At 62.8% G+C, this 15026-nt stretch carries 12 protein-coding genes; 10 read left to right on the top strand and 2 right to left on the bottom strand.

The features are described from left to right. Nucleotides 1–211: 211 nt before the first annotated feature. Nucleotides 212–2017, bottom strand: coding sequence for an acyl-CoA dehydrogenase (locus BPHYT_RS25025; RefSeq protein ID WP_012426907.1), 1806 nt, complete (start codon nucleotides 2015–2017; stop codon nucleotides 212–214). Nucleotides 2018–2286: 269 nt separating this feature from the next. On the opposite strand from BPHYT_RS25025, the gene BPHYT_RS25030 reads away from it, so the two are divergent. The 3 genes from BPHYT_RS25030 to BPHYT_RS25040 all read left to right on the top strand — a co-directional run bounded on the left by BPHYT_RS25030 (nucleotide 2287) and on the right by BPHYT_RS25040 (nucleotide 5332). Then, a complete protein-coding gene (locus BPHYT_RS25030; RefSeq protein WP_012426908.1) occupies nucleotides 2287–3060 on the top strand; it encodes an SDR family oxidoreductase in 774 nt (257 codons plus the stop codon). Nucleotides 3061–3146: 86 nt separating this feature from the next. Continuing rightward, entirely contained in the window at nucleotides 3147–4844 is a 1698-nt protein-coding gene (locus BPHYT_RS25035) for a long-chain fatty acid--CoA ligase (RefSeq protein ID WP_012426909.1), read from the top strand. A gap of 170 nt (nucleotides 4845–5014) precedes the next feature. After that, entirely contained in the window at nucleotides 5015–5332 is a 318-nt protein-coding gene (locus BPHYT_RS25040; RefSeq protein ID WP_012426910.1) for a DUF4148 domain-containing protein, read from the top strand. A gap of 133 nt (nucleotides 5333–5465) precedes the next feature. On the opposite strand, the gene BPHYT_RS25045 is transcribed toward BPHYT_RS25040, so the two are convergent. Further along, the gene (locus BPHYT_RS25045) at nucleotides 5466–6377 is read right to left on the bottom strand and encodes a LysR family transcriptional regulator (protein WP_012426911.1); all 912 of its coding nucleotides are present in this window, start codon (nucleotides 6375–6377) and stop codon (nucleotides 5466–5468) included. A 113-nt stretch (nucleotides 6378–6490) separates the two neighbouring features. Here BPHYT_RS25045 and BPHYT_RS25050 point away from each other — a divergent pair, with 113 nt between their 5' ends. The 7 genes from BPHYT_RS25050 (at nucleotide 6491) to BPHYT_RS25080 (ending at nucleotide 14894) form a co-directional block, all read left to right on the top strand. Next, nucleotides 6491–7621, top strand: coding sequence for a tartrate dehydrogenase (locus tag BPHYT_RS25050; RefSeq protein ID WP_012426912.1), 1131 nt, complete (start codon nucleotides 6491–6493; stop codon nucleotides 7619–7621). A 101-nt stretch (nucleotides 7622–7722) separates the two neighbouring features. After that, entirely contained in the window at nucleotides 7723–9018 is a 1296-nt protein-coding gene (locus BPHYT_RS25055; RefSeq protein WP_012426913.1) for an MFS transporter, read from the top strand. Nucleotides 9019–9148: 130 nt separating this feature from the next. After that, nucleotides 9149–10279, top strand: a complete 1131-nt coding sequence (locus BPHYT_RS25060) for a VIT1/CCC1 transporter family protein (RefSeq protein WP_012426914.1) — start codon at nucleotides 9149–9151, stop codon at nucleotides 10277–10279. Nucleotides 10280–10790: 511 nt separating this feature from the next. Further along, entirely contained in the window at nucleotides 10791–11969 is a 1179-nt protein-coding gene (locus BPHYT_RS25065; protein WP_012426915.1) for a quaternary amine ABC transporter ATP-binding protein, read from the top strand. Then, nucleotides 11962–12864, top strand: coding sequence for a choline ABC transporter permease subunit (gene choW / locus BPHYT_RS25070; protein ID WP_012426916.1), 903 nt, complete (start codon nucleotides 11962–11964; stop codon nucleotides 12862–12864). The genes BPHYT_RS25065 and choW overlap by 8 nt, the downstream gene beginning before the upstream one ends. Before the next feature lie 7 nt (nucleotides 12865–12871). Further along, entirely contained in the window at nucleotides 12872–13870 is a 999-nt protein-coding gene (locus BPHYT_RS25075; protein ID WP_012426917.1) for a GlxA family transcriptional regulator, read from the top strand. Between the two features lie 88 nt (nucleotides 13871–13958). After that, complete coding sequence (locus BPHYT_RS25080; RefSeq protein ID WP_012426918.1) at nucleotides 13959–14894, top strand: choline ABC transporter substrate-binding protein; 936 nt, start codon at nucleotides 13959–13961, stop codon at nucleotides 14892–14894. Nucleotides 14895–15026: the final 132 nt, after the last annotated feature.

Here is a 15026-nt window from a genome sequence, read left to right on the forward strand (position 1 = left end):
TTGTAGAAGAGTGATGTTGCGACGCTCCCGGCGCGCTTAAACAATACTCCAGCCGAAGCGCTCATGCTGGAAAAACTACCCTGAACGCCGCATTGGCAGCCGTTCCGGCAATCATGGTGAGGGCTTGTGTTGCGCACGTGTGACTACGACGTTCCACATATCGGGTTGGCGGTTTGTCACTGCGCGCCGAGGCGCGCGTCGGCGGCGACGCCTAGAACCATTGCGGCGCCATGGCGAGCGTGGTGTCGTCCAGGGTGCGCAACGTGGCGAGCATCAACGCGACGCGCGGCAGTTCCCAGCGGAAGAACCACTGACACGCATGCAGCTTGCCACGATAGAAGTCCGCGTCTGCTTCGCTATGCGAAGCAGACAACGCGGCGTTTGCCACGATCGCCTGACGCAGCCATGTCCACGCAATCACGATATGACCGAAGGCTTCGAGAAACGCATTCGCGTTGGCGAGCGCGCGTTCGCTTTCATGGGTCAGCGTGGGCAGCAGCGCCTCGACAGTGGCAGTCAGATCGGTCCATGCTGCGCCGAGCGCATCGGCATGTGCGTGCAGTGCCGGGTGCTCGCGCGCTGTACCGATTGTCTGCTGGATTTCGCGGGCCAGTTGTTTGAGCGCCGCGCCCTGTTTCATCGTCACCTTGCGGCCGAGCAGATCGATGGCCTGAATGCCGTGCGTGCCTTCGTGAATCATGTTGAGCCGATTGTCGCGATAGAACTGCTCGACTGGATATTCACGCGTGTAGCCGTAGCCGCCGTGAATCTGGATCGCGAGACTGTTTGCTTCGAGACACCATTGGGACGGCCAGGATTTCACCACCGGCGTGAGCAGATCGAGCAGCAGGCCCGCTTCGGCGCGCACGGTTTCGCTCTCGCCGGTGTTCTGTTCGTCGACGAGACGCGCCGCGTACAGGCACAACGCATAAGCGCCTTCCACGTAGGCTTTTTGTGCGAGCAGCATGCGGCGCACGTCGGCATGTTCGATCAGCGGCAATTGCGGGTCGAGCGGATTCTTGTTGTCGGGGCGGCGCCCTTGCGGCCGTTCGCGCGCGTAATCAAGCGACGCGAGATAGCCGCGGTAGCCCAGCATGACCGCGCCGAGACCTACGCCGATGCGCGCCTCGTTCATCATATGGAACATATACGCGAGACCGTGATGCGGCTCGCCCACCAGCTCGCCGATGCATTCGCCATGTTCGCCGAACGACAGCATGGTCGACGTCGTGCCGCGCCAGCCCATCTTGTGAATCAGTCCCGCAAGGGCGACGTCGTTGCGCGCGCCGAGGCTGCCGTCTTCGTTGACATGGAACTTCGGCACGGTGAAGAGCGATATGCCCTTGACGCCCGGCGGCCCGCCGGGAATGCGCGCCAGCACCAGATGCACGATGTTCTCGCTCAACTCGTGGTCGCCGCCTGAAATGAAAATCTTGTTGCCGCGAATCGAATAAGTGCCGTCCGCATTGGGCGTGGCGCTCGTGACGAGATCGGACAGGCTCGAACCCGCTTGCGGCTCCGTCAACGCCATGGTGCCGAACGCGCGCCCTTCGAAGAGCGCTTGCAGATACTTGCGCTTTTGCGTTTCGCTGCCGAAGCGCTCGATCACGTTCGCGTTCGCCGTGGTCAGCATGGCATACGACGCGGTCGCGATGTTCGCGCTCTTGAAGAGCGACAGGCACGCAAACGAAATCACCGACGGCAACTGCATGCCGCCCCATTCGTAATCCTTGCCCGCGGCGAGGAAGCCGCTGGCGCGCATGGCGTCGAGCGCGTCTTTCACTTCGGCGGGCAGGGTGACGCGTTGTCCGTCGAACTGCGGCTCGTGTTCGTCCGCGAGACGGTTGTGTGTCGCGAACTTTTCCACGGCGACTGTATGCGCGGTGTCGAGCGCAGCGTCGAAGGTCTCGCGGCTGTGATCGGCGTGACGCGCGCGGCGTGTGAGCGTCTCTACTTCGAGTACTTCGAACAACTGAAACTCGAGATCACGTGAGTTGATGATCTGCGCATCTTGCATGAGAGAAGACCCGTGAAAAAGTAAGCCGCCGTGCGGAACAGCGACGTAAAGCAAAGCGTAAAAGCGCCCCCGAACATGTCGGCTCGGTGCGGCTGAAAGGCGCGGCATTCGGGTAATTCCCGATGCTTCGCCCCCCTATCATGCATGCCAGTTTATCTCGAAAGTGAATGATCGTGCTTTTATTTACAGGCCGAATTCCCGCACGTATGATGGGCGCAAAGCACGGCATACCGATCTGCATAGCAGAACAAATCTGGAGGAGCGACGCAATGTCTGTGAAGGACCTGTTTCAACTGGACGGCAAAGTGGCACTCATCACCGGCGGCTCGCGCGGCCTCGGTCTGCAAATGGCCGAGGCACTCGGCGAAATGGGCTGCCGCGTCGCCATCACCGCGCGCAAGGCCGATGAACTTGCCGAGGCGAAAACGCATCTGCAACAACTCGGTATCGAAGTGCAAACGGTGGTCAACGATCTGCAGCGCTTCGAAGGCATCCCCGGTCTCGTGGATGAAGTGCTGGGCCTTCACGGCCGCATCGATATTCTCGTCAACAACGCGGGCGCGACATGGGGCGCACCCGCCGAAGATTATCCCGACGAAGCGTGGCACAAGGTCATGAACCTGAACGTCAACGCACCGTTCTTTCTCGCTCGCGAAGTCGGCAAGCGCAGCATGATCCCGCGGCGCGCCGGCAAGATCGTCAATATCGCTTCGGTGGCGGGCTTGAAGGGTTCGCCGCCGGGCATGAACACGATCGCGTACAACACGTCCAAGGCCGCCGCGATCAATTTCACGCGGGCGCTCGCGGCCGAGTGGGGCAAGTACAACATCAACGTCAATGCGATCTGCCCGGGCTTTTTTCCTTCGAAGATGACGGCGGGTCTGCTCGACAAGCTCGGAGAAACGATCGTCGCACATACACCCTTGCAGCGTTTGGGCGGCGAAGAAGATCTCAAAGGTCCGATCGTGTTTCTCGCGAGCGAAGCGTCGCGCCACATCACCGGCCAGGAGTTCGCGGTGGATGGCGGCGCGATCATCATCTGAGCGTCACGCGGGTTCTACGCGGCGCTGTGAAAGAAGCGCCCGGCAGCAAGCCAACGCCCACCGACAGTAACAAGCTGGAGACGCTGATGAACGAACGCCATCACCCGCATTGGCCGCCGCAACTGCCACTGCACTTGACGCTGCCCGAGACCAATCTCTTCTACAACGCCGAAGTCTCGGCGGCGCGCTACCCGAATAAGCCGTTCATCGTCTTCTACGACACGGCGATCACGTTCGCCGAGTTCAAGGACGAAGCCGAACGGATAGCGGGTTTCCTGCAACAGGAGTGTCGGGTCAAGGCCGGCGACCGCGTGCTGCTGTATATGCAGAACAGCCCGCAATGGATCATCGCTTACTACGGCATCCTGCGGGCGAACGCGGTGGCGGTGCCGGTCAATCCGATGAACATGACGGGCGAATTGGCGCATTACGTCGAGGACAGCGGCGCGACCACGATCATCGCGCCGCAATGCCTGTTCTCGAATGTCGAGCCGTTGATCGGCAGCGGACCAGGAAAGGGCGTCGAGCACGCAATCGTCGCGACGTATAGCGATTATCTGAAGAAAACCTCGCCGATTCCCGTGCCTGAATTCATCGCCGCGTCACGCAAGACGTTCGCGATTGCCGGCGTCACGTCCTGGCAGGAAGTGCTCGATCGGCACATTGCGCCGGGGCCGCTCACCGCCGGTCCCGACGATCTGTGCGTGATGCCTTACACGTCGGGCACCACCGGCAAGCCCAAAGGCTGCATGCATACGCACCGCAGCGTGATGAGCACGGCGCTGGGCGGCTGCGTCTGGTTCTCGTCGCCGCCGGACGGCGTTTATCTATCCGTGCTGCCGCTCTTTCACGTGACCGGCATGCAAGGCGGCATGAACAGCGCGGTCTTTTCCGGTACGACCATCGTGCTGTTGCCGCGCTGGGACCGCGAGGCCGCCGCGCTATGCATGCAGAAATATCGCGTCACCGCATGGCAGTCCATCTCGACGATGATGGTCGATTTCCTCTCGAACCCGAAGCTCGACGAATACGATCTGTCGAGCCTCACCGGCACGCGCGGCGGCGGCGCGGCGATGCCGGACGCGATTGCCAGAAAGCTCAAGGCGCTGACCGGACTCGACTATGTCGAAGGCTACGGCATGACGGAGACGATTGCCGGCACGCACATCAATCCGCCGCATCGTCCGAAGCCGCAGTGCCTCGGCATTCCCGTGTTCGACGTGGACTCGCGCGTGATCGATCCGGTCTCGCTGGAGGAACTGCCGCAAGGCGAAACCGGCGAGATTGTCACTCACGCGCCGCAAGTCATGCAGGGCTACTGGAGAAATCCGAAGGCGACGGCGGAAGTCTTCATCGAACTCGACGGCAAGCGGTTTCTGCGAACCGGCGATCTCGGCCATATCGACGAAGACGGTTATTTCTTCATGACCGACCGTCTCAAACGCATGATCAACGCGTCCGGTTACAAGGTATGGCCGGCTGAAGTCGAGGCGCTGATGTACCGGCATCCGGCGATTCACGAGGTCTGTGTGATCGGCGTGAAGGACGAAAAGCGCGGCGAGACCGTGAAGGCGCTGGTGGTGCCGGACGCCGCGCATGCGGGCACGATTACTGCGCAGGAAATCATCGACTGGGCGCATGAGCAGATGGCCGCGTACAAGGCCCCGCGCATCGTCGAGTTCGTGGCGTCGCTGCCGAAGTCGGGCAGCGGCAAAATCTTGTGGCGCACATTGCAAGAACAGGATGCGGCGCGCGTGGCCGGTTCACGAGATTCGTCTGCTTGATGAAACACCGCTCGTGGCGCTGAACTGACTCTTTTGATGGTTTGCCTGTAAGCTTTGAGCGCGAGTCCGTACTGAGTATTGTGCGCGGCTTGCCGTGGTGAATAGAAGACTCGCAGACAAGCTTGACTGCGCTTGACTGCTATTGCCAACTTTCGAGAGGGGAACTGAAAATGAAGAGCTTTGCCATCAAACAGATCATGCTCGGCGTTGCCGTTACCGCCATGGTCGCCGGCACCATTCCGCTCGCCGCGGCTCAAGGCGCGAGCGACGCTGCCATGTCGGCTGCGCCCGGTATGGCGGCGAGCAGTGCGAAACCCACCAAAGCCGAGCGCAAAGAGGCCCGCAAGCAAGCCCGAGCCAAGAAGAATGCCGAGTTGAAGAAGCTCGAAGACGCAGGCTATCAGCCGTCCGAGAACGACCCGAACTATCCGGACAAACTGCAGAAAGCGCAGAAGAAGGCCGGCGTCGGAGCAGGCGCGAGCCAGTAGTCACCCAGGCAGCTATCGCCCAGGCAGCCGCACGACGTGACTGAATGTCGCGCGGCTGCCGGTACGGATCGCGTCCGCGAGCCATGCAACGCGGTTCAGCCCACTTCATCCGCATCGACTCAACGACCCACATTCAACGCACGCCGAGCGTCTCGACCAGCATGTCGACGAACGCCTTGACCCGCGCCGTCATCTGTAACTGCTGCGGGTACACTGCATAGATATCCGCGCCCGGCGTGCGGTACTCGGGCAGGACGTGCACGAGCCGGCCATCGGCGAGATATTCCGCGATATCCCATTCGGCGCGCATCAGAATGCCTTGGCCGTCCAGCGCCCACTTCACCGCGATTTCGCCGTCGTTGGTGGTCAGGTTGCCGCGCACGCGCACTGTCTCGGTTTTTTCCGCGGCGCCGCGTCCGCTGGTCAGACGCCAGACGCCGTAAGCGTCGCCGCCCTGGCGAATGCCGATGCAATTGTGCTGCGCCAGTTCCGCCGGACTGCGCGGCGCGCGCCGCTCGGCAAGATAGCGCGGCGAGGCGCACAACAGGCGCCGGTTCGACGCGACCCGGCGCGCGATCACTCGGGCATCCGGCGGTTCGCCGAAACGCACGCAGACGTCGAAGGCGTCGTCGCTGAGCGGCGGCGGATCGACCGAAAGCTGCAACTGCACATCCACCTCGGGAAAGCGCCGCACGAACCGCGAGATCAGCGGAGCCACGTGGCTGCGGCCGAATCCGAGCGTCGCGTTCACGCGCAGCAGGCCTTTCGGTGCCGCCTGCGAACCGCCGAGCAATTGGGCGAGGTCGTCCATCTCGCTCAGAATGCGCCGCGCGCGCGTCAGATACAGCTCGCCCTCCGGCGTGAGGCTCATGCGCCGCGTCGTGCGGTTGACGAGCGAGACGGCCGCCCGCGATTCCATCTGCGCCAGATGCTTGCTCACGGCCGCCGTGCTCAGCCCGAGTTCGCGTGCGGCCGCCGTGAGGCTGCCGCTCGCGGCGAGTGTGGAGAAAAAAGCGAGATCGTCCGGCTGGATCGACGAGGTCATGAAACGGCCTATTGTTAACCTGAAGTTAAGGATGCTTTGAGTCTAGCAGCGTTTTTCCAGGCAGTGGCCGTTCTACGATGCGCTCCATGCTTTCAACATCATGGAGACGCCCAATGAAGACCTATCGCATCGCAACCATTCCCGGCGACGGCATCGGCAAGGAAGTCGTACCCGCTGGCCGGCGCGTTCTGGAAGCCATCGCCGGGAGCGGCGACGCTTTCGGTTTCGAGTTCGAGAATTTCGACTGGGGCGGCGACTATTACCGCGAGCATGGCGTGATGATGCCGGCCGACGGACTCGATGCGATTCGTCACAAGGATGCGATTCTGTTCGGCTCGGCGGGCGACCCGGATATTCCCGACCACGTGACGCTGTGGGGGCTGCGCCTGAAAATCTGCCAGGGCTTCGACCAGTACGCGAACGTGCGCCCCACGCGCATCCTGCCCGGCATCGACGCACCGCTGAAGCGCTGCGGACCGGAGGATCTCGACTGGGTGATCGTGCGCGAGAACTCGGAAGGCGAATATGCCGGCGTAGGCGGCCGCGCGCACCAAGGCCATCCGATCGAAGTCGCCACCGACGTTTCGATGATGACCCGCGCGGGCGTCGAACGCATTCTGCGTTTCGCGTTCCAGCTCGCGCAATCGCGGCCCCGCAAGCTGCTTACCGTGATCACCAAGAGCAACGCGCAGCGTCACGCCATGGTCATGTGGGACGAGATCGCCGTGCAGGTCTCGAAGGAGTTCCCGGACGTGCGCTGGGACAAGGAACTCGTCGACGCCGCCACCGCGCGCATGGTCAACCGGCCGGCCACGCTCGACACGATCGTCGCCACCAATCTGCACGCCGATATTCTCAGCGACCTGGCCGCGGCGCTGGCCGGCAGTCTCGGCATCGCGCCGACCGCCAATCTCGACCCCGAACGTCGCTATCCGTCCATGTTCGAGCCGATTCATGGCTCCGCATTCGACATCATGGGCAAGGGTCTCGCGAATCCGGTCGGCACTTTCTGGTCGGTGGTGATGATGCTGGAGCATCTCGGCGAGCACGCCGCCGCACAGCAATTGATGGCGGCAATCGAGCGCGTCACGGCGGACCCGTCGCTGCACACGGGCGACCTGGGCGGCACGGCCACGACCGCGCGGGTGACCGATGCCGTGTGCGCGATCCTGGCGGCGGCCTCGCCGACCGATGCGTCTACCTCTGCACGAGCCGAACCGGTGGCGAGCGTCAAGGCCGCCTGAAGCCGGCCGCCACGCGCAAAGAGTCACACAAAACATAACGCCCGGACGAACGCGTCACGGGCGATCTCGCTGCATCGAGCAGAGCTTGAGTGGAGACAGGTATGAACAATGAACTGCAGGCCCGAGTGGTGCGCAAGCTGACCTGGCGCATCCTGCCTTTTGTGATGCTGCTTTACTTTGTCAGCTTTCTCGACCGGGTGAACGTCGGCTTTGCGGCCATCACCATGAACAAGGATCTCGGCCTCACGCCGACCATGTTCGGGCTCGGCGGCGGCATTTTCTTCCTTGGCTATTTTCTGTTCGAGGTGCCGTCGAATCTCATCCTCAACAAGGTCGGCGCGCGCATCTGGATTGCACGCGTGATGGTGACGTGGGGGCTGGTTTCGGCGGCCTCGGCATTCGTGGCGGGGCCGACTTCGTTCTATACGCTGCGCTTTCTGCTCGGCGTGGCCGAAGCCGGATTTTTTCCCGGCATCATCCTGTATCTGAGCCAGTGGTTTCCCGCCCGCCAGCGCGCCGTCGCGGCCGCCGCGTTCATGGCGGCTGCGCCGCTCTCGACGGCCATCGGCTCGCCGATTTCCGGCGCGATCATGCAGATGCCCGCGTTGTTCGGCCTGAAGGACTGGCAATGGCTGTTCGTCATCGAAGCAATTCCCGCCGTGCTGCTCGGCTTCGTGGTGTTGAAGGCGCTCACCGATTCGCCGGACAAAGCCAAATGGCTCGCCGCCGATGAAAAAGCGTGGCTCATCGCCACCTTGCGCGACGAACGCATGGGACGCGAATCGCAGGCAGGCCATGCCGCCGGCGCGCTCGCCGCACTGCGCGACTCGCGCGTGTGGATCATGTCGATGATCTATTTCGGCACCTCCGCGGGACTCTACACGCTCGGTTTGTGGGCGCCGCTCATCATTCGCCAGTTCGGCTTCAGCGCGCTCGGCACAGGCGCATTGAATGCGATTCCGAGCGTGCTGGCGGTGCTCGGCATGGTGGTGTGGGCGCGTCATTCGGACCGCCGCGGCGAGCGCACGTGGCACGTGGTGATTCCTTGCGTGGCGGCCGCCATCGGGCTCGCCTGGGCCGGTCTCGCGGATACGGCGGTTGGCGTCGTGCTGGCGCTGGTGGTGGTGAATGTCGGCATCAGCGCGGCGAAGGCCCCGCTGTGGGCGATGCCGAGCACGTTTCTCTCGGGCGCCGGGGCCGCCGCCGGCATCGCCATGATCAATTCGATCGGCAACCTGGGCGGCTTCGTCGGACCGTTCGCGATCGGCTGGCTCAAAAGCGTGACGGGCGGATATGCCGCCGGGCTCTATGTGGTGGCGGCGAGTCTCGCGGTTTCGGCTTTGCTCACGTTGGCGGTCGGCCGGCGCGGGTATCGGACAGCGCACGCGGCACAATGATCCAGTCCGCTCGAATGGTCATGAGAAGCGTTGTCGTTCTCGCTCACAACGCGCTTTAGGGCTTTGATCTTTTGCGTATCTGAATCGATTACGCTTTGATGCTGTGGACTCGACACGCGGGCACAGCACCATGGCATCCAGACGCGAAGTAGAACGATACAAAGCCAATCTCTCCGATGAACTGCACAGCGCCGCGCTGTACGAAACGCTCGCGAAGGTCGAGCAAGACGGCGCTCGCAAGCAGGTCTACAGCGAGCTTGCCAGATCCGAGCGCGATCATGCGCAAGTCTGGGCCGACAAGCTGAGAGCCAACGGCCTTGATCCGAAAGGCACCGGTCAGGCCGTCAAAACGCGTTTGATGAAAGGACTGGTCCGCCTGTTCGGTGCGGGCTTCGTGCTGCCCACGCTGGCGGCCGCGGAGTACGCCGATCGCAACAAATACCAGGGGCAGCCGGACGCGGGCCGCATGTCGGCCGACGAACATCATCACGCCGCGATGGTGCAGGCGCTGGCTCATGGCGGCGGCGACGCGAGCCTCGCGCCGGGCGCGCGGATCGCCGCGGCTGAATCGTGGCACAAGGGCGCGGGGTCGGGCAACGACTTGCGCGCCGCCGTGCTCGGCGCCAACGACGGCCTCGTCTCGAACTTCTGCCTGATCATGGGCGTGGCCGGCGCGGGCACCGGCAACAAGGCGATTCTGTTGACGGGGCTGGCGGGACTCATCGCCGGCGCGTGTTCGATGGCGCTGGGCGAATGGCTCTCGGTGACCAATGCGCGCGAGCTGGCCAGCACGCAGGTCGCGAAAGAGGCGCAGGAACTCGAAGAATCGCCGGAAGCCGAAGAACACGAACTTGCGCTGATCTATCGCGCCAAGGGTCTCGACGCGGGCGAGGCCAAACGGGTCGCCTCGCAAATGATGCGCGACAAAAGCAAGGCGCTCGACACGCTCACTCGCGAAGAACTCGGACTCGATCCGGCGGAGTTGGGCGGCAATCCATGGTCCGCGGCGGGCGTGTCGTTCTGCCTGTTCTCCGTGGGCGCGATTTTTCCGGTAATGCCGTTTCTGTGGACGCATGGGTATAGCGCGATCATGCAATGCGTGGTGCTCAGCATGCTGGCGCTCGCTTCGATCGGTGTGTTCACGTCGCTTTTCAACGGACGCAGCGCGGGGTTTTCCGCGTTGCGGCAGGTCGTGATCGGACTGATCGCGGCTGCGTTCACGTTCGGGGTGGGGCGGTTGCTGGGCGTGTCGGTGTCGTGAGCGCTTGCCCTGGCAAGCGTATTTCGCCGTTGCATGGCAGGAACGACGGTTTTTCGGCTTGGGTTTTGGGGATGTGCGCTTGCTGCGCTGCGGCAACAAGGTTGGAAGACCTCCGCGAATAGCGTTTTCCTGCGTCGCATCTCCTCCACTTGCTCGAACGCGACATGCCTCACAACGCGCCTCGACACCCGCCAAACCCTTGCCCCACAAGGCTCCGCACCCCGCCCGCCAACGTGCCCAAAAAACGGGTGTCGCATTTCCACATGTGCCTGTCGCAAATAGTCGGCTAGCGATACTTTTTTCTGGCAACTATGTATGCACAGCGCGGACGAGCGTTTGTCACCGCAACAACTATCTTGCATGGGGCCAGGTAAGCGCTGAAGCGCTAACTGCGGTCGAAGCGTTGCATGGGACCAGAGTGAGCGCTAAAGCGCCAACTGCGGTCGAAGCGTTGCATGGGACCGCAGTAAGCGCTAAAGCGCTAACTGCGGTCGACATAGGAGAGTATTCAATGAATTCCCCGAAGGTCGTGGTCGAAGGGTTGTGCAAGGTGTTCGGCACCAACCCGAAACAGGCGATCGGCATGCTGGCAGGTGGCGCGACGAAAGAGGAAGTGTTTGCGCGCACCGGTCAGATTGTCGGCGTCCACAACGTATCGTTCGAAGTCAAGGAAGGCGAGATCTTCGTGCTGATGGGCCTGTCCGGCTCCGGCAAGTCGACGCTGATCCGCCTGATCAACCGCCTCGTCGAGCCGACGGCCGGCAAGGTGCTGATCGACGGCCGCGACGTGGCCAGCGTGCCGCGCTCCGAGTTGACGGCGCTGCGCCGCAAGGACATGAGCATGGTGTTCCAGTCCTTCGCGCTGATGCCGCAGCGCACCGTGCTGTCCAACGCGGCGTTCGGGCTCGAAGTGGCGGGCGTGGGTCGCAAGGAGCGCGAGAAGCGCGCGATGACCGTGCTCGAGCAGGTCGGCCTCGCGCCGTTCGCGCAAAAGCTGCCCGCGCAACTGTCCGGCGGCATGCAGCAGCGCGTGGGCCTCGCGCGGGCGCTCGCGGTCAACCCGTCGCTGATGATCATGGACGAGGCATTTTCCGCCCTCGATCCGCTCAAGCGCAAGGAAATGCAGAACGTGCTGCTCGATCTGCAACGCGAACAGCAGCGCACCATCCTGTTCGTGTCGCACGATCTGGAAGAGGCGATGCGCATCGGCACCCGTATCGCGATCATGGAAGGCGGCCGGGTCGTGCAGGTCGGCACGCCGCAGCAGATCATCACCAATCCCGCCGACGATTACGTGCGCGCCTTCTTCGAAGGCATCGACACCAGCCGTTATCTGACCGCCGGCGATCTGATGCAGACCGACGCCGTGCCGCTCATGCAGCACTCGCCGCAGATCGACGCGTCGAGCGTGGCCGCCACCCTCAACGGCAGCGCCGACTACGCGTTCGTGCTGGACAGCGAGCGCAAGATTCGCGGCTTCGTATGCCGCGACGCGATGGGCAGTGCCTCGCCGCAGGTCAACCAGATCGAATGCATCCGCCGCACCACGCCGCTCGACGACGTGGTCGAACTCGTGGTGGCGAGCCGCGCGCCGCTGCCGGTCGTCGAAGCCGACGGTTCTTACTGTGGTTCGGTCAACAAGACGAACGTGCTGAACGTTCTCACGCGCCATCGGAGTTCCCATGTCTGAAGTCATTCCACTTGGCGCCTGGGTCGATCACGGCGTTCACTACCTGCTCGACCACGACGCAAAAACTTTCGATTCGATCGGCAAGGTGATCGAGAGCTTTGCCGCGGTGATCGAACACGGCTTGCAAGCAGTGCCGATGTGGGCGCTGATGGCGTTCTTCGTCGGCATCGGGCTATGGCGGGTGGGCTGGCGTTTCGCGCTGTTCACGCTGCTCGCCATGCTGCTGATCTATGGCACCGGGTTCTGGGATCAGATGGTGATCACCCTCGGCCTGACCTTGTCGTCGACGTTGATCAGTCTGCTGCTTGGCGTGCCGCTCGGCATCTGGACCGCGAAGAGCCGTACCGTCGAGATGATCGTGCGCCCCGTGCTGGATTTGATGCAGACCATGCCGGCGTTCGTCTACCTGATTCCGGCCGCGATGCTGTTCGGTCTCGGCCGCGTGCCGGGGATTCTCTCCACCGTGATTTTCGCCATGCCGCCGGCGGTGCGTCTCACGTCGCTCGGCATCAAGCATGTGAATCGCGAGATCGTCGAAGCAGGGCAGGCGTTCGGCTGCACGCCGTTGCAACTGCTCTACAAGGTGCAGTTTCCGAATGCGCTGCCGTCCATCATGACCGGCGTCAACCAGACCATCATGATGGCGCTCTCCATGGTGATCATCGCGTCGATGGTCGGCGCGGGCGGTCTCGGCAACGACGTGCTGGCCAGTATTCAGCGGCTCGACATCGGGCTCGGCTTTGAAAGCGGACTCTCGGTGGTGATGCTCGCGATCATTCTTGACCGCATCACGGAGAGCTTCGGCCGTTCGCCGGGCACGGCGCGCGCGCCGCTGCTGTCGGGCCTGCGTAGCGTCATGAAAGTGCGCCGCCAGCCGGCCGCGCAACACGGCTGAGCCGCCTATGAAGCGCGACGCGCTCACGCCTGTCGAGCCCGAGGCCGATTCGCCGCTGTCCGGGCTCGCGCACGTCGGTTTTCTGACGCTGCCGAACTTTTCGATGATCGCGTTCACCAGCGCGGTCGAGGTACTGCGCATGGCCAACTACGTGGGCCGCGCGCAGCACTACCGGTGGTCGGTGATTACGCCGGACGGCGAGCCTGCGCGAGCGAGCAACGGCATCACGGTGAAGCCCACCACGACGCTCGCTGAAGCCGGCATGCCGGATGTGCTGATCGTCTGCGCCGGCTGGCACGTGCGAGATTACGTGGACGATACGGTGATCGCGCTGCTGCGCGAGGTCGCGCAAAAGGGCGTGCCGCTCGGCGGTATTTGCACGGGCCCGTTTGCGTTGCTGGCCGCGGGCCTGCTCGACGGCTATCGCTGCACGGTGCACTGGGAAGACATGTCGCCGTTGCACAAGAGCTACCCGCACGTGCGTTTTGCCGACGAACTGTTCGTGATCGACCGGGATCGCATGACCTGCACCGGCGGCACCGCGCCGCTCGACCTGATGCTGAAACTGGTGGGCATGCGGCTCGGTCATGCGGTGGCGGCGCAGGTGTCCGAGCAGTTCATCGTCGAACGGATTCGCGGCTCGACCGATTACCAGCATATTCCCGTCGACGCGCGGGTCGGTTTCTCGCGCGCGGAACTCGTCGAGGTGGTGCGGCTGATGGAAGCGAATATCGAGGAGCCCTTATCGCTCGACGAACTCGCGCGGCTCGTGCATCTTTCGCAGCGGCATTTGCAGCGCATGTTCAAGATGTTCCTGAGCGTGTCGCCCACGCACTATTACCTGACGCTGAGATTGCGGCGCGCGCGCGAGTTGCTGCGGAATACGGACGCGTCGATTGCGCGTGTGACGACCGTGTGCGGTTTTCATTCGGCGTGTCATTTCAGCAAGGCGTATCGCGCGCAGTTCGGTCATGCGCCGAGTGTCGAGCGGCGCTTGTCTGCTTAGTGGCCGCTCATTGGCCGCGTAATGAGCGGCGTAAAACAATCCGCTTCATCCAATCCAGTCAAAACATCAATCACCCTGAGGGAACGCCATGAAACGTTTGTGGGCTGCGTCGTTGTGCGCGCTGTCTGTGTCGTCTGTGTTGGCCGCGGAACCTGCCACTTGCCGCGACGTGCGATTCGCCGACGTCGGCTGGACCGATATCGCGGCGACTACCGGGCTGGCGTCGACCGTGCTCGAAGGGCTCGGCTACAAGCCGACCAAGACGATCGCTTCGGTGCCGATCACGTTCGCCGGCGTGAAGAGCAAGCAGATCGACGTATTCCTCGGCTACTGGTCGCCGACCATGGACCCGATGATCGACCCGTTCAAAAAGTCCGGCCAGCTGAGCGTATTGCCGACGCCGAATCTGACCGGCGCGAAATACACGCTGGCGGTGCCGGATTACGCGTATCAGTCCGGCATCAAGACGTTCGCCGACATCGCGAAAAACTACGACAAGCTCGACGGCAAGATCTACGGGATCGAGCCGGGCAACGACGGCAATGCGTTGATCAAGAAGATGATCGACACCAATCAATATGGGCTCGGCAAGTTCAAGCTGGTGGAATCGAGCGAGGCGGGCATGCTGGTCGAAGTGAACCGCGCGATTCGCGACAAGAAACCGATCGTGTTTCTCGGCTGGGAGCCGCATCCCATGAATGTGCAGATGAAGATCGATTATCTGTCCGGCGGCGATGCGGTGTTCGGGCCGAACTATGGTGAAGCCAAGGTGCTGACGGTGACGCCGAGCGATTATTCGACGCGCTGCCCGAACGTCGCGAAGCTGGTGTCGAATCTGCAGTTCACGACCGATATCGAGAATCACGTAATGCTGCCGATCATGAATAAAACCGATCCGAACAAAGCCGCGCGCGAATGGCTGAAGGCGAATCCGGCGGTGCTGGACAAATGGCTGGCGGGGGTGAAGACGTATGATGGGAAGGATGGGCTGCCGGCTGTGAAGGCGTATGTGGCGGGGAAATAGGTGGGATTTGTAGCATTTGGCGGGTAGGGACGTTCGCGCAGAATGTCTCTACGCCGCCTCTTTTGTTCTTGTGCTTGCAACCTGACGGACGCTTAACCGGAAATTTGCCAAGCCGATGTCGGATCGGACATT

The organism is Paraburkholderia phytofirmans PsJN (assembly GCF_000020125.1).
Taxonomy (GTDB): Bacteria; Pseudomonadota; Gammaproteobacteria; order Burkholderiales; family Burkholderiaceae; genus Paraburkholderia; species Paraburkholderia phytofirmans.

What these genes read in the sequence shown, in the direction of transcription:
- BPHYT_RS25025 (WP_012426907.1), bottom strand. Translation starts at nt 2,017, where the DNA reads ATGCAAGATGCGCAGATCATCAACTCACGTGATCTCGAGTTTCAGTTG.
- BPHYT_RS25030 (WP_012426908.1), top strand. Translation starts at nt 2,287, where the DNA reads ATGTCTGTGAAGGACCTGTTTCAACTGGACGGCAAAGTGGCACTCATC.
- BPHYT_RS25035 (WP_012426909.1), top strand. Translation starts at nt 3,147, where the DNA reads ATGAACGAACGCCATCACCCGCATTGGCCGCCGCAACTGCCACTGCAC.
- BPHYT_RS25040 (WP_012426910.1), top strand. Translation starts at nt 5,015, where the DNA reads ATGAAGAGCTTTGCCATCAAACAGATCATGCTCGGCGTTGCCGTTACC.
- BPHYT_RS25045 (WP_012426911.1), bottom strand. Translation starts at nt 6,377, where the DNA reads ATGACCTCGTCGATCCAGCCGGACGATCTCGCTTTTTTCTCCACACTC.
- BPHYT_RS25050 (WP_012426912.1), top strand. Translation starts at nt 6,491, where the DNA reads ATGAAGACCTATCGCATCGCAACCATTCCCGGCGACGGCATCGGCAAG.
- BPHYT_RS25055 (WP_012426913.1), top strand. Translation starts at nt 7,723, where the DNA reads ATGAACAATGAACTGCAGGCCCGAGTGGTGCGCAAGCTGACCTGGCGC.
- BPHYT_RS25060 (WP_012426914.1), top strand. Translation starts at nt 9,149, where the DNA reads ATGGCATCCAGACGCGAAGTAGAACGATACAAAGCCAATCTCTCCGAT.
- BPHYT_RS25065 (WP_012426915.1), top strand. Translation starts at nt 10,791, where the DNA reads ATGAATTCCCCGAAGGTCGTGGTCGAAGGGTTGTGCAAGGTGTTCGGC.
- choW (WP_012426916.1), top strand. Translation starts at nt 11,962, where the DNA reads ATGTCTGAAGTCATTCCACTTGGCGCCTGGGTCGATCACGGCGTTCAC.
- BPHYT_RS25075 (WP_012426917.1), top strand. Translation starts at nt 12,872, where the DNA reads ATGAAGCGCGACGCGCTCACGCCTGTCGAGCCCGAGGCCGATTCGCCG.
- BPHYT_RS25080 (WP_012426918.1), top strand. Translation starts at nt 13,959, where the DNA reads ATGAAACGTTTGTGGGCTGCGTCGTTGTGCGCGCTGTCTGTGTCGTCT.